Raw genomic sequence first — 25,132 nt, forward strand, 5'->3', positions numbered from 1 at the left:
TTCCAAGCCTGAGACATGAGACTATCACTATCACTATCACTATCACCATTATTATACACAAATTTACTGCACTCTATATGTGCCCAATAATTATTTTTAGAGCGGTGATGATACTCGACTATCTTCGCGTTTCTCCTTTTATTGCAATAATCTAAATATTCAGCAAATAATTTTGGGCTGGGGACTCCATGGCATATCAAAGAAACTGTCAGGAGGTTTGACGTGTTTTCACCATACAGGAATAATAACAATCCCGCAATTTGACAAGGCGTACCCATAAATAATACATGCAGACCATTGCGCAAATCATCGCGAACATATATGAAGCTATCATCGATTTCACTTTGAACATATTTCGAACCACATAAATTATCGCGTTCTGTAGTGCTCGTCGCTCGCATATGTATGGCTTTCAATTGTTCGGTATAACCGCATCCATAGACAGCGCCATCTTGCTCCAAGATGATATCGGAAAGAGCCGTAAACACACCGCCAGAAGATGATCTTTCTAAAACCGCTCTATCCTTATGCGTGGCGGCGTAACACTTATAGTGAGGGTGAAAATTTTCGACAACCTCATTGTCTATATAGGGACAGACCTTATGACACAGCCCGCAATCGACACATTGTGTTTTGTTAATTTTTGGATAAATGAAACCTTCTGCATCCGCTAGCATAACTATAGCGCCTGTAAGACAAGAACGAGCGCAAGCTGCACAGCCGCAACATTTTGTTTTATCTGAATAAACATAATCCATACGTAATAATCTCTCCTAATTTTCAATTATCCCGTCTAAATACTGTTTCGCTTCTTCGCGTTTATTTTGCAGTTTCTCAAAAACAGTCGAATAATCCGAAAGGGCAGTATAACTATCGTCGATTCTTTCAATGTCCCGCTCCATCAAATCAAGTATTTCAAGCAAACTTTTCACACGCGTATTAACTCCGTCTGCGCAGTTTATTTCCACAAAAAAATTCTTTTTCAATAATATTGAGAACGCTGTACCGTGAAACGAGGTTGTGTAAACAAGTTCAGCATTTGCAATAAGGCTGATAAATTGTTTTGGGTGCAATGCCTTAATGCGAACGATTCCAGGCAAGTCATCCAATCCGCTTTCTTTATATGGAGTGCTATATACAACTATGTATCCCGTTTCTTTTTGTGCTCTGCGCACAAAATCAAGCAATTTGTTATGGTGAGCCACTGTATATACAAAAATGAATTTTCTTTCTGGAACAAGAGATTTATCAATAAATTTCAAGTAGTCTGCTCCGTCGAGAAGCAATGTCGGGTCAATATGGACATAAGGTGTTTCCCTTGTATTAGAGGCAATATCCGTGACTCCGATTGGTTCTCGGAGTGATATGCCCTTAAAAGACTGCAGCCTTTCAAGAATTTTACTCTTGTATTGCTCGAAAATCTCTACTTTGGCAAAACTAGCCGCATATGAGTATTTATCTCTGTTACAGAAGGTGAGAAGAAAATCATCAAAACTATTGTCAGTCATTCTTCCATTCCATACTTGGTCGCTGCCAACAATAAAAATGTCATACAACTCATTTGCACTCTGGATATTCGCACATGAATATTTCTTGGTACTTAAAGCAATATTATTCTCTACAAAAGCTTTACATTCTCTGAAATGGACGGGATTACAGATTCTGCCCTTCAGAGTCCGTATTGCACCTATGCCTTTGGAAAGACTGACAAACTTAGTTTTTGGATCAAATAACGGCTTGAAAGAGTAATCCAAGTCGACTACATGAACACGCTTTGGTTGAATTTTTAAGATAAATTGTTGAAGCGCATACGCCTGAAGCACAGCACCCGGGCTCCGCTCTCTCACAAATGTTATAATCGCAATTTTTTTCATTTCTTCCGCCTCACAATTTTACAAATCATTCTATACAACCACTTAGGAGCAAAATATATAAGAATCGTATTTATAGTGATAATTCGACTGTCTGACAATTTAATAATTTGCAAAAATTCTTTAAATGTCAATCTGTAAACGCTATGTATAGTATCAATACTTCTTAATGCAGCTGCAATTTTTCCATCTCGCTTTGCAAGCAAATTTTGAAGTTCAAAAACCTTATCAATTTTTCCTTTTTCTTCAGGAAGAATTTTCTTAAAACTCTCGCAAAGACGATTATTTACAGTCATCGTATCTTGATAATTCTTATCATCAGAAACATTGGCGCATATACTGTTGACATTTTCACGGATATAGTAATTGTATAAACAAGCATCAACAAACGTAATAGTGTTGCATTTAAGCAAAACATCAGAAACAAATAATGTATCTTCGCCATATGAAATCTCCTCCGCAAACTGCAATCCATATATATTGAGATTGTCTTCACGCAACAAATCTCTTCTTAAAATCCGATTACATGGACCTCGCATAATTCTATACATCCTAAAGTCGGATAATACGAGTTTACAAAACTCCTTTACTTGGTATATGCTATTCTCAACCTTAATTTCTTGTGTCCCAATATCATAAATACATTTATACCCACATGTTGCCATATCGGCATTATTTCCCACCAGAGATTTTAACAATAATTCATATATATCCATTTCAATAGTATCGTCACTATCAACAAACCCAATATACTCTCCTTTCGCCACGTTCAGCCCTATGTTTCTTGCGCTAGATACACCACCATTTTCTTTGTGGATAACGATCACTCTTGCATCTTGTTGCGCATATTCGTCACAAATAATACCTGACGTATCACGACTTCCATCATCAACCAAAATCACTTCAATATCATGATATGTTTGCGCTAAAATACTATCAATACAGTTGCGAAGATATGTTTCAGCTTCATAGACAGGAACAATAATTGAAACTTTACCAAACTCCATTAATCTCACCCTATTTAAAAAAGTATAAATGCCTACCCAATCTGTAGGAATCACTAATAGCGCGCATTTTTCTAAACGTTGCCGGCACTCCAGCATATATTCCATTCTCTTCCGTCTCGCCTGTAAATGAACTGCCTGCTGCTAAAACTGAGCCTTTCGATAATCTGGAACCCGGCAAAACAATAGCTCGTGCACCAATCCAAACATTATCGTCAATATTAACTTTTTCTTTGAAAGATTCAAAGGTATCTGAATGCGCTTTGTGCGATGCCGAATATATTATCGCAAACATCGAAATCGAAACATTGTCTCCAATCTCAAGTCCGCCTCGACCATCTAAAATTGTGTATTCATTTACCATCGTATTCGCGCCAATGCGAATCTTCCACGGTAAGAATACGATGACCTTCATTGCAAGTCTCGAACCTCTACCGATTTTCATTCCAGCAACACAATATAATAGCCTGCGCAACCAATATGCGGGAATATTATTGACAAAATAGTTGAAAAATACGTAAATTACACCTGCGACAATCCGTCTTATTACTACTTTCATTTTAATCTAAACCCCCGCGCCAATCGATTGTTAACAAACTACTGTATTTCCTCCTTAATGCTATGACGACGGCGCAACTGAAGAAATAAACAATATATACCATCGTATCGTACAGAGGGTTCCCGGTCATACAATAGCAGAGGAAAAATATTTGATACCCTATTGAAAAAAGAGTAAATTTGCTTTCAATTGGATCCAATAATTTATTGTCCCTCCACAATCTTCTATACAAATCTAATCCTACCAGTAGTGTTTTGATAAATAAAAACATGAGAAGCACAAAACCAACGATACCAACTTCCAAAAGCAATTGAAGATAAACATTATGAACCTGAATATATTCTGTGCCCACAAATATGAAATTGTATTTTTGTGATAAGAAACGACTTACATCCGAATACATAAACCAGTTCCACCCTCTCCCAAAAATCGGATTCTGACTGAACAATTGATAGACAGCTTCATAAATATAATTTCTGCCAGTCATATCAGATAAATTACCGCCAGTAAATCGTTCCAAGGCGTTTCCGATTTCTGGAATCCATTGTGCCAATATGTAGACACCCACTAATAGCAAGACACCTACAAACAAGAATTTTATGATTCTTAAAAAATGGCCTGTTTGGATATAATAGATGAAAAAAAGAACGATGACTCCGAACAACAAGTGAGCCCTTTTTGTCGTTAATATTAACGCAAACAGAATTAAGATAAATGGGATCAATCCTTTTTTTATTATCTTTTTATTTGATATCATTTCTGTAAAATATACTATCAATCCTTGGGCAAGATACACTGCATTTGTAGAATAATGGAGAGTAAGTCCACTTTTGTATCCATCTAAATAAGGGCTCTCGCTTGTTGCATAAATAATAGGCCGATATAAAGAATATAACGACGGAAAAACAAAGAATAAGAGCGTACCTATAGCGTGAATTATTGTAAATATCTTCAGGACATCAAAAAAAGTGTTTATCCAGTTGGTCGAGTATGAAAGCATAAACACCAGTAAGACTGTTACAGAATAAAAGAAAGCGACGTACCAATAACCGTTGCGCAAATCCCAATTTCCATATATGAGGACCACTATCCCAAATACCAACCACCCATATTCAATTCTTCTTGTGCCCACTGAAATCTTGTTTATATTTGGTAAGGAAACAAAGCCTGCAAACACAACCGCAAACATCTTTGTCATCGTAAAGGCAAAACTCAAGTGCAATATGTCAATAAAATCATGCATTAATGCCTGAATCAAAAATACGACAATAACGAAGTTAAACCCTGCATTGCTGACAATAATATTGACACGATTATCTAAGTATTCTCTCCTTGTCGATAACTGCACATCCATGGTCAATTCGCTTCCTCTACTACAACAGATTTCAATACTTTCTCATATCCCTCTTTTGCCCTAGCATAAGTATAGAATCTGTGAAAAAGCTCCTGATTCTCCCGCGAAATCTGCTCTATCTCTTCATGACCCAATGCGATATACTTCTCAATCGCAATTTTATATTCACCAGGCGTGTTGGCGTGCCTAATGCCCCTCGCTCCAAAACACTCACTATATCCTACCAGAGCCTCGTCAGTACCCAGAATATGAAGCCCAGCCGCAAGCGCCTCCGCGATCTTCACTTTCATGCCAGCACCAACTGTAATAGGTGAAATATGGAGCGCGCCACGAGGGATGATGTCCGCCATGTGTTTAAAATTTTTATACAGCTTTACATTCCGCTCGTCCTTCAAGCGTTCCACAACTATTGGAGGTGGCTCAGCACCGGCAACGATAAAATTGACACTATCGCTCTCTTTGAAATAGACGTTCCAGACATTGTCTAAGAACCACAAAAGCGATGCTACATTCTGCTTAAACTGAAGACTCGACACAAAAACAATTGTTGGTTTCGGAGAGTTTATGGTAAGCCGGATTTCACTTTGAATACACGCTGGAATTATCTGATGATTACAAATCTCTCGTCCGTAAATTTCTCTCGTTCGCTTATAGTCCCTGTCAGACAAGAATATAAAAGAAGCACCATATTTCAGCGCAGCCTTTTCGTCCCTGACAACAAACATGCGTTCAATACGCGTGAATATTGTGCGTAATAGACTATGCAATTGTAGGAATGGCACAATTGCATAGTCGCATTCGACATTTTCAAAAGCAACTATGCAATTTGTCGCCTTATTTCGACGAGCTATACTTTTAGTAACAAACCCCAATCGCGAGCTTATTGAGATGACGATATCTGGACTATATGCAAAAATTTTCTCCCTATATTTAAGCCACATCACATACAAAGACGTGGTGTGACCGAATACTCTGGCTAATAAGTCAATCGATCTATTTTTTTTCAGTTCACAGCCGAGGTTTTCTTCGGGATTATTATCAGGAGAAACACATTTGAAATCAATACCGTTTTCTTGGCAGATTTCTTTTATGCATACATATGCTTTATTTGCTCCAATATCGCCGCCACCAACTCCTGACGGTGCTCCTTTACAAATTAATAACAGCTTCAATATTCATCTCCCTTTCTGAGGATTTTCTCAAAACACTTCTCAGCGGTATCCCAATTGAAGTTTTCCGTGACAAAGTCTCACTCATTTATTTTCATGCTTGTTGCAGTTTCATGGGTTCTTAATAAACTATGTCCAAGCTTCTCCAAAAAATCAAATGATTCGGTCATATGGCTACTCACTATGACAAATCCGATTCCTCTTTTCTTTAAGTCTCATTTATCTCGCCACCATCACCATTTTACTCAAATGATACATATTTATTGATTTTTTAAACAGGGCTATTAACTTCTTTACAATCCCATTTCATCAAAGGCATTATAGACTCTATCCCATGTATGATTCTTCAATACGAATTGTCGCGCATTAGCACCGATAGTCTCACGTAAATTATCGTCATCCAATAACCGTTCAACAATAGCTGCCATTTCATCAAAATCATCTCTCACAAAAACATCTACACCGTTTCTTGCAACAATCCCTTCAACACCCATTGTATTGGTTACTACAGGCATGCTCATCCCCATTGCCTCTATTATTTTCGATTTTATCCCCGTACCATATGCAATCGGGGCTATATAAATCATACATGTCATTATTTCTTGCACTAAATTTTCAACTCGCCCATGCATTTTCACTCGTATATTATCTTGGAATTTCTCTGAAAGCACCCGCGGACATTTACCTATCACATGAAGCACAGCATCTTTGCGTAGTTTAGGTAAAACTTTCGCCACTATCATTGTTAAAGAATCTACATTAGCTGCGACGCTGAAATTTCCAACAAACACAAGTGTATTTCTTCTCTTTATGATTTTATTTTCTCTACTGTCCACCGACGGCAAATTTGTACCAACAGTTAATAGAACTCCTTTGCCAGAATGATGACGCATCTCAAATTCGTCTCGTTCGACAGGAGAAATGTATGTAATATAGTCATATAAAGGTATAATTTTACACTCCGCTTTTTCTATTCGTGGGATTTCAAACTTCAAAATAGCGGACTTAAGAAAATTAAGATGCAAAATACAACGTATGCTCTTTGGCAATTTATCGCTATATGCTCCCATAACATCTGAATCGGCAGCCTGTGTTGCTAGTTGTCGTTTATATCGTTTTGCAAGATCATCATCCATAATGAGTATCTTCTTACATTCTTGAGAAAAGAAAATCTCACTATATGGTGCAAGTCTGATCATATCTATAAACACAACATCGGGATTTATTTCGTTGAAATAAGATTGCAATTCTCTTATAGCACGTTTGCTGCGGTAGAGAGCAATTTGAATCGGCCATTTTGCGCCGAATACTGAATATCTGATGAGATTACAAAATCTCTCAAGAAGTGAAATTCTACCTAGAAATTTCACTTCTTCTATAAAGGCCGGTACGGGCATATGTGGATTGGTTTCAGAGTCCATACAGTAGACAAAAACTTTGTATCCATATCGTTCATTAAGCCCTTTGCAATTATAAAAAAGCGTGAGATCTTTTCCAGAATTTACTGGCCAAAATTTTCGTGTTGCAACTAAAAGCACTTTTTTACACATTATGTCCATGTCTCCCCAACATCGTAATGTGGTCGTGTTGTTGCACCCTGTTCAATCGTCTAACAACACATTCTTAATCCCGCATGCTTGCGCCGCTTGCATATCCCATGCTTGATCTCCAAATAATATGGATGCCCCTACGTCAATATCAAAGTCCTCAATCGCCCTTCGCAACATGCCAGGCTTGGGTTTGCGGCAATTACATTCACCTGTGACATCAGGATGGTGCGGACAAAAATAAAAAGCATCGATGTGTGCGCCGTATTCACCCTGTAATCGTTCGTTCATATGCCGATTGAATCTGTGCATGTCATCTTCTGTATAGAGTCCTTTCGCTATGCCCGCCTGATTCGTGACCACGATAACGAGGTACCCTGCGTCATTGTATCCCTTGATCAACTCTGGTCTGCCTGATATGAACTTGAGTTCCTCTATCTTGTACGTATGTCCCGTGTTGATATTGATTGTCCCGTCTCTGTCAAAGAACGCAGCCTTATTCATCGCGGTGCGCCACCTCTAAACTCAACCTGTGCCAACTCATAGTCTTCCGGGATTCCAATATCTATAAAATATCCAGTTGAGACAAATGCCCCAATACAAATATTAGAAATACTCTTCTCCATAAAATCAGTCTCGAATGAGAATATCTCCGGACAATCATCTAGTAAATCACGGTTGACTATGTACACGCCGCCATTTATATATCCGTATATCTGTCGTTGCTTTTCACTAAAAGCTGTGACCCTTCCATCCTCAATGATAAGAGATCCATAACGATCAAAATTGTGCAACTCCTTGACTGCCATGAGCAGATCATACTTCTTTTCATTAAAATCGACTTCCATACTACGCAAATCCACATCGAAATATGTGTCCCCATTGATAATGAATACTGTATTCTCCGGGCAGTACCCGAGTGCTTTCTTAATCGCACCCCCTGTCTTCAACGGCTCTGTCTCACGAGAATATCTGATTTTCATACCGTGATATCTATCCTTGAAGTGGCTGACTATACTTTCACCCATATATCCAACGGCAATGATTGTTTCTGTGATACCGTTTGCCAACAACCATGTCAAGATGTATTCCAAAAATGGCTTTCCCGCGACAAGCGCCATTGGCTTTGGCATATTTTTCAAAACGCTACGCAACCGCGTACCATATCCGCCTGCCAAAACAATCGCTTGCATACACCGGCTATCCTCCAAAAAACTCATTTTCCAAGGCGAGACACATGGTATGGTATACAGGCAAATGCAACTCCTGTATTTTATACGTTTCCGTCTCAGGTACAGTTATGCAAACATCGCATAATTCACGAAGCTTTCCGCCATTTTCTCCCGCAAGGCCGACCACGCTCATTCCTACCGCTTTGGCTGTTTGGCTTGCGTATAGGATATTGAGTGAATTGCCTGATGTACTTATACCAAAAAACACATCGCCTGGCCTACCGAGCCCATACACTTGTTGCGCAAAAGCAAATTCAGGTGCTTTATCATTTGCAAATGCCGTCATCAATGCCGTCTCTCCAACGAGCGATATTGCGGGCAATGTCTTTTGCAGTTCTGACATGAGCACTTGTCGATTCGGCGCATTTGCAAACTTCTGTTCATCGGTTTCTGTCAGTCGCCGTGGCAAGGCAAATCCTTTCATCAGCTCGCCCACTATGTGCTGTGCATCCGCAGCACTACCGCCATTCCCCGCCGTTAAAAGTTTTCCGCCGACGACAAATGTTCTTGTCAACAACCCCACAGTCTCCACGATGTCATTGTCACAGACACCCAGGACAGGATGGCGCATATACAGCTCATCTATCATGCGCAACGTGCTATTCTTTAACGAGATCTCCTGGCTTCTCATCTTGTCAGTGCCTCCGGCGAGTAGTAAACCACCTGAGAACCCGCGTCCTCAAACTCAAACGGGACATATAAAAGTTCACTCAGTGCACTGGTCACGGCACTCCGTTTCATTGAAGGAACATAAAACAGTAAAAATCCACCGCCACCGGCACCCAATAATTTCCCACCGAGCGCGCCTGCGGCCACTGCTTTCTCGTACAATGTGTCTATATACTCTGTAGTGATACCCTTGCCCGTCCGTTGTTTGAGGTTCCACGATTTGTCAAGCAGAACACCGAACTCGTCCAAGTCTATCTCATCATGGGTCAAGACCGCCTCCGCGTCATCTACAAGCGCTAGCATCGCCTTCAAGCTGTCTGTATTTTCCTGTATTCTTGATTGGGTCACACTTTGAATCTCCGACGAAAAGCGCGAGAAACCGGTAAAAAACATCATCAAATTGTCATTTAACTGTTTCTTTCGTTCTCTGCTGATGATGATTGGCCTTACATCGTACTGCGCCTCGGTAAAATCAATACGATTGAGTCCGCCATATGAAGCCGCTATCTGATCCTGCCAACCACCCACCTCATTGCACAACGTTCGTTCCAAATATATCGCTTCATCCGCGAGCTTTTTCTTGTCTACGTATCTGCCTTTCAAACAATAAAATGCGTTTAACATCCCCACCGCAAACGAACTGCTTGTACCAAGACCTGTTCGGGCCGGCAAATCCGCTTCATATGACAAGCGTATCTCATGCATATCCAATACTTTCATTGCCTCTCGAATGGCCGGATGCCTGATGTCGCGCAATCGCGTGACACGCTCAATTTCAGAATAAGAGAACTCTGATGAGTACTCAAAAAAACGCGGCAGATGTCTTACATTCACATAGCAATATTTGTCAAACGTCGTCGATATCACCGCCCCACCATGAGCACTGAAGAATTCCGGTACATCTGTGCCTCCTCCAAAAAATGACATCCGGAACGGTGTCTTTGTTATGATCATTACACCATATCTTCCCCTTCACTATTTCTTTATTATACATTCATATCATCTCACAAATGCCCCTTGTGCCCCAAGATCACGCCGAAGGTCCGAAAAACCATCCCTATGTCCACAGCCAAAGACCGTTTGTTTATGTACTCGATGTCCATCCGCACCCAATCGTCAAACGTAGGCGCCTGTTCGCGCATGACCTGCCAATAACACGTGATGCCCGGCTTGACAGCGAGCCGTTGCCGCTGATATCTCTTGTACTGCGCCACTTCCTCCGGCAACGGGGGCCGCGGCCCTACTATGCTCATGTCGCCCAGCAGTACATTGATAAACTGTGGCAGTTCGTCTATGCATGTCTTCCGCAAAAAAGCCCCGACGCGCGTGACGCGCGGATCGTCCGCTATCTTGAACACCGGCCCCTCGCGTTCGTTACGCTCTAACAGCGACGCCTTCATCTGGTCAGCGTCCACGGTCATGCTGCGGTACTTGAACATAGTGAAGGGTTTCCCATCTTTACCGATGCGCTTTTGCGCGAAGAACACCGGCCCCTTCGTATCCAGCTTGATCGCCACGGCCACAAACGGCAGTGAAATCAACAACAAGATAAAACCAACCACTCCCATCGCGATGTCCATCGCCCGTTTGGCGAACAAATACGCGTGCCGAGCGCCAACTCTGGCATCCACTTGTAAGGCGGCCAATTCCTCCAACGCCGTACTTTTTGCCGCCATCTCCTCTTCGAACTGCCGCGAAGCTCCCTCTCCCCCCCAATACAGATCCACCGCATCTGCAGGCAAGGGTTCGTGGTACATATTCATCTTCTCCCTCCAAATCCACGCGCCGGTGTGCGCGTTTGTATCATTCAGTTTGTTTTCAACCTTTGACCCAAAATCGCAACTTCCGCCGAAGTTTGCAGCGCGTGAAACTGCGAAATTCCCAGCTTTTTGCAGATGAGAGACAACAACGCCCCCATGTTCGGCGGCCTGTCCTCAAGATTGTGGCAGTCACTTCCAAACGCGTGGATGTATCCCTTGCGGAGCATGGAAAACGCGCGGGCGCGCGTCCGGCGCGACAAAAAGAACTCCGCGTTGCTCTGCGCCACCGCGCCGAACGAGATCAGATCCCGCAGGACGTCCAGATTGTACCTGTCCGCTATGTATCGCTCGACATGCGCGAGGACCGGCGTGAGCGCGCGTACGGTGATAAGCTTATAGACCTCGTTGACGACGGGGCTTGTCCATGGGCAAAAAGGCATCTCCAGCAGAAGACTGTCCGTTCCCTCCAGGCACAGCGGCCGGAGATCGGGCGCCTGCGAAAGGCCGATGAAAAACTTGACCTCCGCGCCCGGCAAGATGATCGGCGTCTCGGCGTTTCGCGTTGCGGCCAACATGGCAAGGGCTCGCGCGCGGCGCGCGGCGAATGCCTCGGGCGCCTCTCGCGCGCTGTCGTAGTGCGGGGAGGCGACCACCGTCGTAACACCCTGCGCCTGGAGGCGCGCAAGCATCGCAACGGACTCACCGACACTCTGACTCCCGTCGTCCATCATGGGCAGGATGTGTGTGTGAAAATCAGTCAAGCCCTCACCCGTCCGGCGCGGTATCACGCGTATTGGCCGTATTTTGATGCGTAGTACCGCTTCGCGCTTGCCCGCGGCGCGCCGTTTAGCACAAAGCCCAACACATTGGCGTTGGCGAGACGAAAGCGCTCCAGCGTCAACAGTACATCGTCCTTTTTCGTCTGACCGGCGCGGATCACGGCGACAAGACCGGACAGGTGTCTGGACAGCGCCATGGCGTCGGACACCAACAGCGCGGGCGGCAAGTCCACAAAGATGTAGTCGTAGGACTGTGAGAGCGCGGTCAAAACGGCGCCGGCACGTTCGGAACCCAGCAGCTCCGAGGGGTTCGGCGGAATGTCGCCCGACGGAACGACGTCCAGACGGGCGTCGTGGCGCCGCAATTTGCACACCGCCTTGCTGACACCGCACATGTTGGCCAACACGTTGCTGACCCCCGGCGCCGCGCTGATGGACAGGAGCGGCGCGATGTTTGGTTTGCGGAGGTCGCAGTCGAGAAGCAGCACCCGCACTTGGGTAAGCGCGAAGGCGATGGCGAGGTTCAGACAGGTGATGCTCTTGCCCTCCGAGTGCAGCGGACTGGTGACGCCAATGAGCTTGCACGTCTCCCCGCCCGTGGAAGCGGCGAATGTGACGGCGGTGCGCAACATCTTGTATTCCTCGATGAGGGCAAAGGGCATTTTCTCACCCAGGATATGCTGACGGTCGCCCCTGACGCCATGGCTCTCAGGCGGGTCGTCCGTCACGCCGGCTTTGCGGCCCTGCGCGGACGGCTGGCTGCGTTTTTTGCCGCTCATTCGGCGGCCACCTCCTCCCCCTTCGTTTTGCCCGTGGTGCGGCGGTACGCATAGTACCCGTGCCCAGATCTCCCGGCGGCCTGGAAATCGGATATGACGCCGAGGATCGGCAAATCCGAAAGGCTGCGCAGGTCGGTCTCCGACAGGATGTGGACGTCGAAGACCGCCATGAGAAGGACCGCTGCCGCCACCGCCAACAACGCCAACAACGCGCCGACGGCAGTGTTGAGTTTGACGTTGGGCGAGGACGGTTCCGCCGGCACTTTGGCCCGCTCCACAATCTTCGCGGAGCTGCCGTCGACAATCTCCGAGAGATACTTGGGCGCGACCTCGGAGATCGCGTTCGCGAGGAGCGCCGCCTCGGCGGGGTCAGCGGCCGTGACGGTGATGTAAAACACCTCCGTGGCGTTCAACGCACCCGCCGTGAGCAGCTTGTTCAGACTGCCGGGCGTGTGCGCCGACTCCGTGATGGCCAGCACCTCGTCCAGCACGGTGTCGCTCCGGATGATGGTGATGTAGGTGTCGACAAGCGACTTGGATGCGGTGATGTCGCTGGAGGAGATGGAGGAGGCGCCCACCTCGTTGGAATTGTTGACATACAGCTTGATGGTGGCCGCGTACATCGGCGTGACAAGAAAACGGGTAAACAGCATGGCGACCGCACCGCCGAGCAGCGCCGCGCCCAGAAGCAGCCACCACCGGCGCAGCAGGGCGACCGCCAGCTTTCTCAAATCAATTTCGGTGGTTTCAGTCATCTCAGCCAAAACAAAACCTCTTTCCGACGCCGAATGGCGCTCCGCCCGTTCGACGCAAGGTGTACTGCGAAGGGGCGCGCGCGGCGCCGCCGCGTCACTGGACATTGACATCGATGGTGAAGCCGGGGCCGCGCAACGTGAATGCGTACCCGGCGACCGCCGCGACGGAGACGTCCCTGTTCAGCAAGGGGGCGACACTGCCCTGCGTGACCGTGAGCAGCGCGCTCAGTTCGCTTTCCGACAGGCCGTCAAACCAGGTCTCGATCCTCTCCATGTAGTCGCCGGCCGAGATATCGCCGTCCAGCTCATAGCGGTTCAACAACACGTCCAGCCTGCGCGCAACAGAGCCGAAGAGATTGTCATAGAGGCCGCTTGCCCCAGCAAGCAGGGAACTGCTCACGGTCAGGCCGCTGACGCGGCCCGTGACGGTGAGTTGCAGCGTGTAACTGCCACTTACCCGGCCGATGTCGACCAACACCTCCGCGTAGAAAGGCGCGTCGTCAAAGATCAGCGTACTCCGCCCCTCCAAGTCCCTGAGGTGGATGTACGGATTTTTCCAGTTGGCCGCGCCCGCGGCGCTGCCCGGCGCCACTGTCACGTACTGCAAGATCTCCGTCATATCGGCGAGCATGTCCAGACTGACGTCGTCTCGGAACATGTCGAACAGCGGCCCAAACAACCCTGTGGACGGGAAACTCTGCGTGAGCTGGCTCTTCAGATATGTCACGTTACGTCTCATGTGATCGCGAAGGACCAGGTAGAAAAGACCCGCCTCGCCGTCGCCGGGGAGCCCTGTCGCTCTCTGTGTGGCGACGCTCTGCTCCGGGCTGGACATGTTGACGTTCAACGTATATGTAGTCGCCGAGGGCGTCGAACCGCCGCCGGGTCCGCCCCCGCCGGGCGTTTCCCCGTCTCCGACGTCCTCCGGCCCGACCAGCGGCGGCGCGTCGCTGTCGCCGGCTTCCACTATGCGCGCCTCAGCGCGGACGATCATCCGGGGCGTCGCCGTCACGTCCCCCGACGGCATGACAAACACCGTATTTATCAGCGTCACATCCGTGCGGGCCAAATCGTCCCCCAGGATGAGATCGCCCGCGATGACACAGTCCCTCAAAATCACGCCCGGCACGCGGATGACAACGGCGCCGTCGGCCTCGAACGTATACTCGCCCGGCTCCATGATGTAGCGGGCGACCAAGCGGCGCATAAGCTGCGCGAATTCCTCGCGGGAGATGGTCCTTTGAGGCCGCAGCGTGCCGTCGGGGTAGCCCTGCATGCGGCCCGCTTTGACCAGCGCCGCCACAGCGTCGCGCGCCCACGACGAGATCGCGCCGGCGTCCGCGCGGTTTGAGAGATCCACCGCGGCGTCCAGGAGATAGAACGCGCGGGAGAGCACCACCGCGACCTCCTCGCGCGTGGCCGCGTCGTTGGGCCTGAGCCGTCCGTGCCCGTCGCCCAGGAGCAGTCCGATGCCGACGGCGAGGGACAGCTCCCTATAATACCAGGCGTTCGGATCCACGTCGGTGAACGCGCTGAGATCCGCGGCATGCTCCCTGTTCGTCACACCGAACGCGCGGACAAGGATCGCCGCCATCTGCACCCGCGTCAGGCTGCCCTGCGGATCGATTTTGCCGTTGTTCCCCTGGAGCAATCCGTTCTCAATGGCCGCGACGACAGCGTCGCGCGACCAACCCGTTGGAATGTCGGTGAAACTCTCCAGCTCCGCCGACAACGCCGGCAGAGAGAGTGACAGCAGCAACAACGCCGACAGCACGACGGCCGTCGCTTTTTTCATGCCGCGCAAGCTACCCACCTCCTTCTTTTCGCGATCAGTCTTGCATTACCGAACGACGCTCACATCGACGGTGAAGCCGGGGGCGCGCAACGTGAAGACGTACCCGGCGACCGCCCCGATGGATGTGTCTCTGTTCATCAGGGGAGCGGCACTGCCTTGCGTGGCTGTGAGCAGCTCGCTCAGTTCGGACTCCGCCAGATTGTTGAACCATGCCCTGGTCTGCGCTATGTAGTCGGCCGCCGTAATGTCGGCGGACAGATCATACCGGCTTAGCAACGCATCCAGTCTGCGCTCGATGGAACCGAAGACATTGTCGTAGAGATGATTGGCCCCGGTGAGATAAGAACTGCCCACGGTCAGGCCATTGACGCTGCCCGTGAGAGTGACCTGCAATGTGTAGCCGCCGGCATCCCGGCCGACGTCGACCAGCATTTCCGTGTAGAAGGGCTCGTCGTCAAAAATCAACGTGCTCTGCCCCTCCAAATCTTCGAGGCGACTGTTTGGGCTTCTCCACTTGGCCGCGTCCGCGGCGCTGCCCGGCGCCACCGTCACATACTGCGTGAGCGCCGTCAAATCGGCCAGCGTGTCCAGGGTGACGTCGCCGCCGAGCAGGCCGAACAAAGGCCCGAACAACCCGGTGGGAGAAGCACTGGGGGTGAGCTGGCTCTCCAAGTACTGCGCGTTGTCTCTCAGATGGCCGAGGATGACCAAGAGGCCCGCCTCACCGTCGCCGGCAAGCCCCGTCGCTCTCTGTGTGGAAACGTTCTGCGGCGGGCTCGACACACTGACGTTCAACGTGTACATTGTGGGCGTCGAGGGCGTCGAAGGCACCGTGGGCGTCGAACTGCCGTCTCCGCCGGGCGTTTGCCCGTCTTCGACATCTTCGCCGTCCTCACCGTCGCCCGGCCCGATCAGCGGAGGCGGACCGCCTTCAGCAACGTTCTCTTCGGCGCGGACGATCAGCCGGGGCGCCGCCGCCGCGGCCCCCGACGGCATGACAAACACCGTGTTCTCCAGCGTCACGTCCGCGCGGACCAAATCGTCTCCTAAAATGAGATCGCCCGCGATGACACAGCCCTTCAAAATCACGCCCGGCACACGGATGACGACGGCGCCGTCCGTCTCGAACGTGTATTCGCCCGGCTCCGTGATGTAACGGGCGACCAGACGGCTCATGATCTGCGCGAATTCCTCACGGGAGATGGTCGCTTGTGGCCGTAACGTACCGTCGGGATAGCCCTGCAGGCGGCCCGCTTTGGCCAGCGCCGCCATGCCGTCGCGCGCCCACGACGAAATCCTGCCGGCATCCGTGTGAACCGACAGATCCACCTCGGCGTCCAGCAGGAAAAACGCGCGCGACAACACCACCGCGACTTCCTCGCGCGTGGTGACGTCGTTGGGCCTGAGCCGCCCCTGCCCGTCGCCAAGGAGCAGTCCGATGCCGACGGCGAGAGACAGTTCCTTATAATACCACGCGTTTGGATCCACGTCGGTGAACGCACTGAGATCCGCGGCCTTGCTCATGTTCGCCACGCCGAACGCGCGGACAAGAATCGCCGCCATCTGCACCCGCGTCAGGCTGCCCTGCGGATCGATTTTTCCGTTGCTCCCCTGGAGCAGCCCGTTTTCGACGGCCGCGACGACCGCGTCGCGCGACCAGCCCGTCGGCATGTCGGTGAAACTCTCCAGCTCCGCCGCCAGCACCGGCAGAGAGAATGGCAACAACAAAGCCGCCGCCAGTATGACGGCAATGATTTTTTTCATGCGGTCCACCTTCTTCTCTGTGCGTCTTCCTGCGTGTGCTTCTTCTTAATGCCTCTTCTTATGTATCCATTTATTGCCATTTATGCGCACAATGTGCTTTTACGAATATTGATTGATAAAATATGATTTTTTCAACGATTTTTCATTCGCATACGCCCGTCTGATCTCGCCGACCAGGCCCGTATCCCCGCCCGTCTCCCGCAAAAGGGGTTCCATCTCCTTTAAAATCGTGTCGACGGTCGCGTCAGACTGCCGTTCGAGGGCGGCGGCCTGGCGCAGGCACCTCGTGGCGAACTCCGCTTTTTTCGCGTCCGTTCGCTGCTCTTTGGGCAGGGCGTTGTACTCGGCCTTGGCCGCGCCCACAATGCCCTCAAGCTGCCCGGTCATGGACTCGCGCAGGACGTAGATGCGCGCGACGAGCGTCGCGATTCGCTCCGCTTTCTCATCGCCCGGCGCGGGCGGCGAGGGGGCGGGAGAGGCGGTCGGCGTGTCGGTCGCGGCCGGGTTCGCACCGGGCTTAGGCGCTGTGTCCACACCGGCAGAGGCGGCGGGAACCGACAGGGCGAGAATGCGCTCCACCACTTCGTCCTCCGTCAATTCCCCGCTGCGGAGCTGTACTTTTTCGTCGTCCGTCAACGGGCGAAGCGTGACATAAGGAAGCCTCTCAAGGATGGTTTCCGTGTCTTTCTCATTTTCGGAGAGCATCTTTTCCAGCTCGTCGGATGAGTACCGCCGGGAGGCGACGAAGGCGCCGATGTTGTCCCACTGCCACACCGCCACAATCACGGCCGCCAGCGCGACCGCGCCAAAAATGATACGCAAAGCAAGGATCCGTCTTTTCGCGGCAGGAGACCGCCTCTTCTTCTTTTTCTTCACAGCGCACCTCGCGATCAAACAAGCACAAACGGGACCGTCCGCCCCCAAAAATGACCAAATCAGGATTTATCGCAGAAAAAATGGAAAATTTATGGGTGAATACCATTTTATTCTAACATATCGGGTCGATATCTGTCAAGCCACTTTACAGCCATTCGAGCGGCCAAACGCCGTTTTTTCGTCTGTCAGAGGCGGTATTGAGAGATTTTGGGGACAAATATCACAAAAAGTTCCGCAAATACACGACGTATTCGCGGAACTTTTTGTGAGATGCGTCAAAAATAAGTTCGGTCATACCGAGTGCAGCAGGCATACCGCCACCTGCCGCAACGCCCGGACGGGGACGCCGGAGGCGAAAATGGTTGGCATTCTTACCTTTGCCGATATGCACGTCATGTTTCGACGGAAAGAAATCGACGCAAACGCGTAATAAGCAAACAAAAAATTTTCTGCCTGCCCGTGTCCATCGCGATATACGGGCCCGCGGCGCCGGCGAAACCGGGGACCGCGCCTCTCATATCGGCTGAAAAACAGCATACCATCCAGCCGGCCGATCCGCCGGCTGACAAAGCCCAAATCGGGCGCTTTTGAATGCTGAAGGTATATATCCAATAAATCCCAGTAATATATTTACATACCAGGAGCGCAAAAAGACATCGAAAAATAACAGATTTTCACTGTCAAGCTATCATCCAATGCCAAGTGCATCAACAAAGCCCGTGAATTTTACTCACAACTCACGGGCTTTTGAGACGCGGCGATTTACCAAACAGTCGCCACGTCATATTTCCTGATATTTTCATCGATTGTGATTAACGTCAGATTTTCCACGAGGGCCGTAGCAATCAGCATTCGATCAAACGGGTCGCGGTGAATCATCGGAAGTCGTGCCAGATTATCAATATACTCCCGTTCCACCCCAAGTTGGATGAATCCATTTTCATCCACCATACGGTAAAACTCCAGCAAGCCGCCCTTTATGTTCAGTTTTCCGTTGTTTAACTTAATCGCGGTCTCCCACGCGGAAACAATACTGACGTACTTTTCCAAATCCGGGTCAAGTATCATCGACTTCACGTTATCCGGCAATTCCAGCGGATTGGCGGCCACCCAGATAACAACGTGCGTATCCAGCAGATATTTCATTGCATATACTCCTCAAATTCCTCCATCGGCGCATTAAAGTCCTTGGACATAGTTACTTGGCCCTCCCAACCGCCAAGTTTGGCTGTTCTACGCGGAGGCGCGGAAATTTCAAACGGAATTGCATTCTTATAAACCAATTGGGTCAGAAATAGGTTGACCGCAGTAGACATATCCAACCCCATGCGCTTCAGAACATCGTTTGCACCGGTTTTTAATTCGCTCGTCGTGCGGATGTTAATGTTAGTATTCATGACATAACCTCCCGTCTTGTCTTTTGTCATAAGAATATCATATTGTATGCACGATGTCAAGAAATATGTGTTGTCTTGAACAATATTCTATATGCGTTTGTGGCCGTCTTGACGACTGGTGCGACGGTCGAGTAGGAACCGGCGTCACCGCCGGACATCCCTCACACTACTATACGTGCCCTATTAAGCACAATCGTTCAAGTGGTTAGGTCATAGGCTAATTATTAACCCTATTGTCTTGCTTCTACAAATAAGTCAATATCCTCTACGATATAGTTCGTCCCCGTGGTGTGCATGGCTTCATAGCAGGACAACACATAATCGATAATGCCGTACTGCTTGAATAATTCAATGACTTCCTTGCCGGTCATATGTTTTGCCGCCTTGTACATTTCAAGGCAGAACACAAGAAACTTTCCCGCTTTGCTCATAGCCTAGGCCTCCTCCGGATAGGTAATTTTACCTATTTCACGTTCCTCACAGAACATCTCAAAAAGTGCCAACGGGCTTAAATGCCACAGTTTCGTCTGTTCGTCCTCCAACCCCGCGTATAGCTCGGAGGTATAAAACAACTCGATTGCCTTTTCCTCATCCATTTGGCTTTTCTCCGCGATAAGCCCGATAACCTGCGGAGTGATTAGAAAAAGCTGCGAAGAAAATCTTTTTTCGTCCATCCTTTAAACCTCCTTATTTAATACGGATTGAAATTTCAAAAAAGAATCATCGTTACCCCTCATCCTTTCAGACAGAACGCCGCATAGAGCGGTACGCTCTTTATGCTGTTCTCAAAGCCAAAATTTTTAGCCGATACGCGGACAGAATGAATGGGTTTGTATATGTCTCTGTAATTCCGCAGGCTTTTTGCGCGCACATTGTCGGCGGACTTTGCTTCCAAGGGGATAATATTACCCTGCCTGTCCTGAAAAACAAAATCCACCTCGGCTTTACCCGACGAGCTCCAGTAATACGGCGTAATACCGTTTGTGACCAGCGCCTGCATGATATAGTTTTCCGCCAACGCGCCTTTAAACCCGTCAAAACTATGTGGCGTGTGCAGCACGATATGGGCAGCGATGTCGAGCTTGGAACAAAGCAGCCCGGTGTCCACCATGTAAACCTTGAACGCTTCATTTTCCGCATACGCGGATAACGGCATTTTCCCCTCCGTCACATGGATGCATTTATGGATCATACCCGCCGCCTTCAGCCAGTCCAACGCGACCGCATACTCGCCTGCCCGCGCCCCGGACTTTATGACCTTGTACTGAAATTTGCGATTCTCTTTGGCAAGTTGCGCGGGAACCGACGCCCACGCCGCCATAATGCGTGTCGTTTCCTGCGGGGCAGCATACTTTGCCATATCCGCGATATAGGAATCGTTCAGTGTACGATGCAGGGCGACTACAAAATCAAAATCGCGCTTGTCGGCGTATTCCTGCACCACGCGAGGCATACCGCCCACCACAAGATAGGTTCTATACAAATCCATCGCAGTGTCATGGAGCGACAACGGCGTGAATCCCTCATAGGAGTCACGGATTAAATGGCAGAGCTTCTCTTGCCCGACAGCCCACAGAAATTCCTCAAAATCCATCGGATACAGAGGGAGCATATCCACCTTCCCGACGGGGAAAGAGAACTTTTCACGCTTCATCGCCACGCCCAGCAAGCTGCCCGCCGCAATGATATGGTATTGCGGCGCTCTTTCGGCAAAGTATTTCAGCGCAGTTAACGCTTGTTCGCAGGCTTGGATTTCATCAAAAACGATCAGCGTATCCTCCGGGAAAATACTCTGCCCGCTTTGTGCGGCAAGCTCACGGATAATCCTTTCCGGATTCAGATCGCGTTCAAAAATGGCGGGTATCTCTCTGGATTCCTCCATGCTGAAATATGCCACGTTTTTATAGTACTGCTTTCCGAAGGACAGCAGGATATACGTCTTGCCTACTTGACGCGCCCCTTGCAACAATAACGGCAGCTTATCCGGCTTATTCTTCCATGCCAGCAAGTCTTTCACGATCTTTCGTTCCATAAAGTGTTATCACCTCGCACTTATCATACTATACTTGCGTAGCCCAATCGTTTCAGTTTTTCAAGGTCTTTCAGCGCCTGTCGCTTTTGCTGTTAGACGGTATTACGTTCCCTCACGGAGTAGGTCAAGATAGTCTTTATAGCTGAAGGTTCTGCTACGCTGTTCGGTTTCGCTTTGCACCAAAATTTCCTCGTCACAAAGGCGTTTGACTGCCGATGAAACCGTATTAAACGAGAGCGAGAGCGCAGCGGCTGTTTTCCCCATCTCGATGATAGGGTTTGCTTCAAGGTAGGAAAGCAAGCGCATGGTAGTTTTTGCGACCCTGCCCATTTTACCGATTGTTTCCGCGTTTTTAGCGTGGAGCGCGGAGAGCTTTTGGATTTTATCCACAGCGTCCTCGGCGGATTCTAAAACGGCTTGCAGAAAGAACTTGACCCATTGCTCATAGTTTCCTTTGTTTCGCACGTCGGTCATTCTGTCGTAATACTCAATGCGGTTCTTTTTGAGGAAATATGAGATATACAGCGCGGGCGCGGACAAAACGACCTTTTCCATTAGAAACAGCGTAATGAGCAGCCGCCCGACACGCCCGTTCCCGTCAAGGAAAGGGTGAATGGTTTCAAACTGATAGTGAATGAGCGCGGCGCGAATCAATACGTCAAGTTCGTCCTCTGCGTTGATATATTTTTCAAGGTCAGACATCGCCTCCATCATATCCTCGACGTTTGGCGGGATATACCGAGCGTTTTTAAGGGTACTGCCCCCGCCGCCAATCCAATTTTGCGAACGGCGAAACTCGCCGGGATTTTTCTCTTGTCCGCGAACTCCCTCCATTAAAACAGCGTGAGTTTCCTTAATTAAACGATTGCAAAGCGGCCATTCTTTCTGCCGTTCAATCGCGAATTCCGTCGCCTTGATATAGTTGATAACATCGGCCACATTGCGGTTCGCATTTTCATCCAGCAACGGGTCAAGCACATCTTCAAGCGTCGCCTGCGTTCCCTCAATTTGTGAGGACATCAGGGCTTCTTTGCGGACATACATGGAAACGAACAGATTGATATTCGGAATGTAAGCGGATAATCCGTTCAAGAGCGCAAGCTGCTTATTCGCCGCCACAAGCAAATTTACCATATCGGCAAGCTCAATCGTTGGATTGGGCGGCAAGGTCGTGGGTGCAAAGGATTTGTACGCCGATTCGCCCGAGAGATTGGGTTTGAGCGTTCCAGCTCTGTTTGTAGGCAAAGGTCATTCCTCCTTTTCTGAAATCACACGTTATATTATATCTATCTTATTTCAATTTGTCAAGTAAAATTGAAATAAGATAGATAATCTAAGATGCTCAATTTCAATTTAAGCAATGATTCAAGCGCTCTCCCGACCTTGTCAGAAAACACCCCCCACCATCCACTATATATTGTGGGCTAGCTTGGGGAATTTCTATATATTGTTCTTTTTGCAGAGTTTTCTGTTCTGTCTTTTGATATAGTAGGTGGCAAAATATGGTTCGCTCGGAAATTGTAAATCAGCCGCATCAATGGCATGCTGACGACGGGTGATGGGTAATTTTATTGCGCAGGAAAACCCTGTCGCCGGTTTTTCAAATATTCGTCAATATTTCTGACAATCTCTGCATCTCCAAATGTATGCAAAGATTCATAATTTTTGTCGACAAACCGGATAGCATCTGCTGTTTTTAGGGCAACATATGCTTGCTTTCCATCAATACCATTATGTGCTTTGTAGGTTTCGATGCAGTACATCACAAACTCAATGTGCTCCAAATCTTTATCCATAGCTCACCCCTCCACAGGAATTTCTAAATTTCCTGTTGTGATTTCCTTATCCAGCATCTTACTCAATGTCACTTTGCTAAAATGCCATAATTTTGTGCTTTCCTTTTCATATAAACGATAAAATTTTGAATTATAATACAAGTCTAATGCCTGCGCTTTATTGATATTTTTTCGCGCGGCCAAATCCGTAACGATCGGGTACGAATAGAGTGACAAAAACACAGTATGCTTATCCATTTTTTACGACCTCATTCCCGACATGCTTTATGAATTCTAATCGCTGTCAACCTTTCTTTTTGCTACAATGCCTCTCCGCCGCAGGCGGTAGAATGCCGCCCCTACGAGAATGCGACGACATTTACACCTCAAATTCCTCCATCGGCGCATTAAAGTCCTCGGACATGGTCACTTTACCCTCCCAACCGCCAAGTTTGGCTGTTTTGCGCGGCAGTGCGGAAATTTCAAGCGGAATTGCGTTCTTGTAAACATATTGAGATAGAATTAAGCCTTTTAAAAAACAAACCCCCTTATAAGGGGGTTTGTTTTTAAGATGGTTTGGTGGAGATAAGCGGGATCGAACCGCTGACCTCTTGAATGCCATTCAAGCGCTCTCCCAGCTGAGCTATACCCCCATATACAAAACCATACCACAAAATACCACGGGCGGTGCGCCGGCAGACTTGGGAGAGGCCGGCGCCATCCTTTTTTATAGTACAGGAAATCCACAACGATGTCAAGCGTGTTTGCACAATTCCTTTTCTCTATTCCCGGTTTGGCCGGCAAACGTCCCGCCCGGCGCGGGCGCTACTCGATCTGCACGCGCTTCTTCTCCAGCTTGTGCTTCACCCACCTGTCAAATACCAGGGTCTTCAGCGTGGCCACGACGGGCACGCTGAGGAAGATGCCGAGCAGCCCGCCGATGTCTCCGCCGACGGAGATCGCCACGATCGTGAGGAGCGGACTGATGCCCACCGCATCGCCCAGAATCTTGGGCCCGATGATGGATCCGTCGATCGTCTGCAGCACCACGGAGATGATCAGCGAATACAGGGCGTGCAGCGGCGAGAAACACAGGAGGATGATCCCGGTGATGACCATGCCGATGATGGGTCCAAAATAAGGAATCATATTGAAGAGGAAGGCCAGCACCGCCAGAAACGGCATCATCTCCAGGTCGAAGATGGCGTACAAAATCGCGCTCAGCACGCCGATGATCAGGGAGTCGACAAATTTGCCGACCACATACTGCGAGAAGATCTCGTTTGCTTCCCGGCAGAACTGGATGCGCTTTTCGACTTTGTCCGACGCCATAAAGGCATATACGCACCGCTTGAGCGCCGCCAGGATTTTGTCCTTGCCCACCAACGTGTAGAACGAGATGAGCAGCCCGAAGCTGATGTCGAGGAGACCGCGCCCGGCCGAGCGCACAACCGGCAGGAAGGTCGAGACGTTGACGAGCTCCGTCGCCCACTTGATGAACTGGTCGGAGGCCCCCGTGACAAAGGTCGTCAGGAAACTGAGGCTGTCCGCGTCCATGCGGGGGAAGTAATGCGCCAAAAACTCCCCCGTGTTGTCGATGAAGCCGGGCGCCACGACGATGAGCTGCTCCACACTGGTGATCATATACGGCACGATGTAGATGATCATCCACACCACGGCGCCGATGAGAACAAGGTACGCGGAGATCACCGCCAGCCAAAAGGGGAACTTGAACGTCTTGCGCAGCCACTGGACAAAGAAATTCAGAAAATAGGCGATGCTGAGCCCGATCACAAAGCGGGAGAGCACATAGGAGATCCAACTCCACACGCTGGACAGAAACTTCATCGTGTTTTCGAAGTCCGTGATCATCGAAAACAGAAACACGCCCAGTACGAAGGGGATGATATATTTGATGTATTCCTTGGCTTTCGACAGCATATTACCCTCCCTGAAACCGGCCCGCGCCCCGGTGCTCACCGGACGCGGAAGATAAAATCTCGCCCGAGGCCGCG

Annotated in this window: 27 protein-coding genes and 1 tRNA gene; all 28 read right to left on the reverse strand. The window is 49.0% G+C overall.

The window, feature by feature from the left end:
* On the reverse strand, positions 1-758 hold a 758-nt coding region (locus tag LBK75_06740; GenBank protein MDR1157990.1), incomplete at its 3' end, for a Coenzyme F420 hydrogenase/dehydrogenase, beta subunit C-terminal domain.
* Positions 759-773: 15 nt separating this feature from the next.
* The gene (locus LBK75_06745) at positions 774-1,874 is read right to left on the reverse strand and encodes a polysaccharide pyruvyl transferase family protein (GenBank protein MDR1157991.1); all 1,101 of its coding nucleotides are present in this window, start codon (positions 1,872-1,874) and stop codon (positions 774-776) included.
* On the reverse strand, positions 1,871-2,974 hold the full coding sequence (locus tag LBK75_06750) for a glycosyltransferase (protein MDR1157992.1): 1,104 nt from the start codon (positions 2,972-2,974) through the stop codon (positions 1,871-1,873). The genes LBK75_06745 and LBK75_06750 overlap by 4 nt, the downstream gene beginning before the upstream one ends.
* Complete coding sequence (locus LBK75_06755) at positions 2,889-3,434, reverse strand: acyltransferase (protein ID MDR1157993.1); 546 nt, start codon at positions 3,432-3,434, stop codon at positions 2,889-2,891. The genes LBK75_06750 and LBK75_06755 overlap by 86 nt, the downstream gene beginning before the upstream one ends.
* Before the next feature lies 1 nt (position 3,435).
* Entirely contained in the window at positions 3,436-4,788 is a 1,353-nt protein-coding gene (locus tag LBK75_06760) for an O-antigen ligase family protein (GenBank protein MDR1157994.1), read from the reverse strand.
* Between the two features lie 2 nt (positions 4,789-4,790).
* Positions 4,791-5,960 carry a glycosyltransferase gene (locus tag LBK75_06765; protein MDR1157995.1) on the reverse strand — a complete coding sequence of 390 codons (1,170 nt, stop codon included), beginning with the start codon at positions 5,958-5,960 and terminating at the stop codon, positions 4,791-4,793.
* Positions 5,961-6,250: 290 nt separating this feature from the next.
* Complete coding sequence (locus tag LBK75_06770) at positions 6,251-7,507, reverse strand: glycosyltransferase family 4 protein (GenBank protein MDR1157996.1); 1,257 nt, start codon at positions 7,505-7,507, stop codon at positions 6,251-6,253.
* A gap of 51 nt (positions 7,508-7,558) precedes the next feature.
* Positions 7,559-8,008 (reverse strand): HAD family hydrolase, encoded by a 450-nt coding sequence (locus LBK75_06775; GenBank protein MDR1157997.1) that lies wholly within the window; start codon positions 8,006-8,008, stop codon positions 7,559-7,561.
* The gene (locus LBK75_06780) at positions 8,005-8,697 is read right to left on the reverse strand and encodes a nucleotidyltransferase family protein (GenBank protein ID MDR1157998.1); all 693 of its coding nucleotides are present in this window, start codon (positions 8,695-8,697) and stop codon (positions 8,005-8,007) included. The genes LBK75_06775 and LBK75_06780 overlap by 4 nt, the downstream gene beginning before the upstream one ends.
* 7 nt (positions 8,698-8,704) lie before the next feature.
* The gene (locus LBK75_06785; GenBank protein MDR1157999.1) at positions 8,705-9,367 is read right to left on the reverse strand and encodes an SIS domain-containing protein; all 663 of its coding nucleotides are present in this window, start codon (positions 9,365-9,367) and stop codon (positions 8,705-8,707) included.
* On the reverse strand, positions 9,364-10,359 hold the full coding sequence (locus LBK75_06790) for a kinase (protein MDR1158000.1): 996 nt from the start codon (positions 10,357-10,359) through the stop codon (positions 9,364-9,366). The genes LBK75_06785 and LBK75_06790 overlap by 4 nt, the downstream gene beginning before the upstream one ends.
* A gap of 50 nt (positions 10,360-10,409) precedes the next feature.
* Entirely contained in the window at positions 10,410-11,168 is a 759-nt protein-coding gene (locus LBK75_06795) for a sugar transferase (GenBank protein ID MDR1158001.1), read from the reverse strand.
* Between the two features lie 44 nt (positions 11,169-11,212).
* Positions 11,213-11,926: a capsular polysaccharide biosynthesis protein gene (locus tag LBK75_06800; protein ID MDR1158002.1), complete on the reverse strand. Its 714-nt coding sequence runs from the start codon at positions 11,924-11,926 to the stop codon at positions 11,213-11,215.
* Between the two features lie 23 nt (positions 11,927-11,949).
* On the reverse strand, positions 11,950-12,723 hold the full coding sequence (locus tag LBK75_06805; protein MDR1158003.1) for a CpsD/CapB family tyrosine-protein kinase: 774 nt from the start codon (positions 12,721-12,723) through the stop codon (positions 11,950-11,952).
* The gene (locus tag LBK75_06810; protein ID MDR1158004.1) at positions 12,720-13,478 is read right to left on the reverse strand and encodes a hypothetical protein; all 759 of its coding nucleotides are present in this window, start codon (positions 13,476-13,478) and stop codon (positions 12,720-12,722) included. The genes LBK75_06805 and LBK75_06810 overlap by 4 nt, the downstream gene beginning before the upstream one ends.
* Before the next feature lie 94 nt (positions 13,479-13,572).
* Complete coding sequence (locus LBK75_06815; protein MDR1158005.1) at positions 13,573-15,273, reverse strand: S-layer homology domain-containing protein; 1,701 nt, start codon at positions 15,271-15,273, stop codon at positions 13,573-13,575.
* A gap of 45 nt (positions 15,274-15,318) precedes the next feature.
* A complete protein-coding gene (locus LBK75_06820; protein MDR1158006.1) occupies positions 15,319-17,037 on the reverse strand; it encodes an S-layer homology domain-containing protein in 1,719 nt (572 codons plus the stop codon).
* Positions 17,038-17,136: 99 nt separating this feature from the next.
* Complete coding sequence (locus LBK75_06825) at positions 17,137-17,859, reverse strand: hypothetical protein (protein MDR1158007.1); 723 nt, start codon at positions 17,857-17,859, stop codon at positions 17,137-17,139.
* Positions 17,860-18,675: 816 nt separating this feature from the next.
* Positions 18,676-19,059: a type II toxin-antitoxin system VapC family toxin gene (locus LBK75_06830; protein ID MDR1158008.1), complete on the reverse strand. Its 384-nt coding sequence runs from the start codon at positions 19,057-19,059 to the stop codon at positions 18,676-18,678.
* Positions 19,056-19,310 carry a type II toxin-antitoxin system RelB/DinJ family antitoxin gene (locus LBK75_06835; GenBank protein MDR1158009.1) on the reverse strand — a complete coding sequence of 85 codons (255 nt, stop codon included), beginning with the start codon at positions 19,308-19,310 and terminating at the stop codon, positions 19,056-19,058. Before LBK75_06835 ends, LBK75_06830 begins: the two co-directional genes overlap by 4 nt.
* Positions 19,311-19,540: 230 nt before the next feature.
* Positions 19,541-19,741 carry a DUF3791 domain-containing protein gene (locus LBK75_06840; GenBank protein MDR1158010.1) on the reverse strand — a complete coding sequence of 67 codons (201 nt, stop codon included), beginning with the start codon at positions 19,739-19,741 and terminating at the stop codon, positions 19,541-19,543.
* Between the two features lie 3 nt (positions 19,742-19,744).
* Positions 19,745-19,984 carry a hypothetical protein gene (locus LBK75_06845; GenBank protein ID MDR1158011.1) on the reverse strand — a complete coding sequence of 80 codons (240 nt, stop codon included), beginning with the start codon at positions 19,982-19,984 and terminating at the stop codon, positions 19,745-19,747.
* 59 nt (positions 19,985-20,043) lie between these two features.
* On the reverse strand, positions 20,044-21,342 hold the full coding sequence (locus LBK75_06850) for an ATP-binding protein (protein MDR1158012.1): 1,299 nt from the start codon (positions 21,340-21,342) through the stop codon (positions 20,044-20,046).
* Between the two features lie 102 nt (positions 21,343-21,444).
* A complete protein-coding gene (locus LBK75_06855; protein ID MDR1158013.1) occupies positions 21,445-22,587 on the reverse strand; it encodes a Fic family protein in 1,143 nt (380 codons plus the stop codon).
* A gap of 323 nt (positions 22,588-22,910) precedes the next feature.
* Positions 22,911-23,138, reverse strand: coding sequence for a DUF3791 domain-containing protein (locus tag LBK75_06860; protein ID MDR1158014.1), 228 nt, complete (start codon positions 23,136-23,138; stop codon positions 22,911-22,913).
* 3 nt (positions 23,139-23,141) lie between these two features.
* A complete protein-coding gene (locus tag LBK75_06865; protein MDR1158015.1) occupies positions 23,142-23,375 on the reverse strand; it encodes a hypothetical protein in 234 nt (77 codons plus the stop codon).
* Between the two features lie 319 nt (positions 23,376-23,694).
* Positions 23,695-23,770 (reverse strand) — tRNA-Ala (locus LBK75_06870).
* A gap of 172 nt (positions 23,771-23,942) precedes the next feature.
* Positions 23,943-25,058: an AI-2E family transporter gene (locus tag LBK75_06875; protein ID MDR1158016.1), complete on the reverse strand. Its 1,116-nt coding sequence runs from the start codon at positions 25,056-25,058 to the stop codon at positions 23,943-23,945.
* Between the last annotated feature and the right edge of the window lie 74 nt (positions 25,059-25,132).

It is taken from the genome of Oscillospiraceae bacterium (genome assembly GCA_031265355.1).
Lineage (GTDB): Bacteria > Bacillota > Clostridia > Oscillospirales > UBA929 > JAIRTA01.

Excerpts from the sequence above, each read along its gene's own strand:
- LBK75_06745 (MDR1157991.1), bottom strand. The coding sequence starts at position 1,874 with ATGAAAAAAATTGCGATTATAACATTTGTGAGAGAGCGGAGCCCGGGT.
- LBK75_06750 (MDR1157992.1), bottom strand. The coding sequence starts at position 2,974 with ATGCTGGAGTGCCGGCAACGTTTAGAAAAATGCGCGCTATTAGTGATT.
- LBK75_06755 (MDR1157993.1), bottom strand. The coding sequence starts at position 3,434 with ATGAAAGTAGTAATAAGACGGATTGTCGCAGGTGTAATTTACGTATTT.
- LBK75_06760 (MDR1157994.1), bottom strand. The coding sequence starts at position 4,788 with ATGGATGTGCAGTTATCGACAAGGAGAGAATACTTAGATAATCGTGTC.
- LBK75_06770 (MDR1157996.1), bottom strand. The coding sequence starts at position 7,507 with ATGTGTAAAAAAGTGCTTTTAGTTGCAACACGAAAATTTTGGCCAGTA.
- LBK75_06775 (MDR1157997.1), bottom strand. The coding sequence starts at position 8,008 with ATGAATAAGGCTGCGTTCTTTGACAGAGACGGGACAATCAATATCAAC.
- LBK75_06780 (MDR1157998.1), bottom strand. The coding sequence starts at position 8,697 with ATGCAAGCGATTGTTTTGGCAGGCGGATATGGTACGCGGTTGCGTAGC.
- LBK75_06785 (MDR1157999.1), bottom strand. The coding sequence starts at position 9,367 with ATGAGAAGCCAGGAGATCTCGTTAAAGAATAGCACGTTGCGCATGATA.
- LBK75_06790 (MDR1158000.1), bottom strand. The coding sequence starts at position 10,359 with ATGATCATAACAAAGACACCGTTCCGGATGTCATTTTTTGGAGGAGGC.
- LBK75_06795 (MDR1158001.1), bottom strand. The coding sequence starts at position 11,168 with ATGAATATGTACCACGAACCCTTGCCTGCAGATGCGGTGGATCTGTAT.
- LBK75_06805 (MDR1158003.1), bottom strand. The coding sequence starts at position 12,723 with ATGAGCGGCAAAAAACGCAGCCAGCCGTCCGCGCAGGGCCGCAAAGCC.
- LBK75_06810 (MDR1158004.1), bottom strand. The coding sequence starts at position 13,478 with ATGACTGAAACCACCGAAATTGATTTGAGAAAGCTGGCGGTCGCCCTG.
- LBK75_06815 (MDR1158005.1), bottom strand. The coding sequence starts at position 15,273 with ATGAAAAAAGCGACGGCCGTCGTGCTGTCGGCGTTGTTGCTGCTGTCA.
- LBK75_06820 (MDR1158006.1), bottom strand. The coding sequence starts at position 17,037 with ATGAAAAAAATCATTGCCGTCATACTGGCGGCGGCTTTGTTGTTGCCA.
- LBK75_06830 (MDR1158008.1), bottom strand. The coding sequence starts at position 19,059 with ATGAAATATCTGCTGGATACGCACGTTGTTATCTGGGTGGCCGCCAAT.
- LBK75_06835 (MDR1158009.1), bottom strand. The coding sequence starts at position 19,310 with ATGAATACTAACATTAACATCCGCACGACGAGCGAATTAAAAACCGGT.
- LBK75_06840 (MDR1158010.1), bottom strand. The coding sequence starts at position 19,741 with ATGAGCAAAGCGGGAAAGTTTCTTGTGTTCTGCCTTGAAATGTACAAG.
- LBK75_06845 (MDR1158011.1), bottom strand. The coding sequence starts at position 19,984 with ATGGACGAAAAAAGATTTTCTTCGCAGCTTTTTCTAATCACTCCGCAG.
- LBK75_06850 (MDR1158012.1), bottom strand. The coding sequence starts at position 21,342 with ATGGAACGAAAGATCGTGAAAGACTTGCTGGCATGGAAGAATAAGCCG.
- LBK75_06860 (MDR1158014.1), bottom strand. The coding sequence starts at position 23,138 with ATGGATAAAGATTTGGAGCACATTGAGTTTGTGATGTACTGCATCGAA.
- LBK75_06865 (MDR1158015.1), bottom strand. The coding sequence starts at position 23,375 with ATGGATAAGCATACTGTGTTTTTGTCACTCTATTCGTACCCGATCGTT.
- LBK75_06875 (MDR1158016.1), bottom strand. The coding sequence starts at position 25,058 with ATGCTGTCGAAAGCCAAGGAATACATCAAATATATCATCCCCTTCGTA.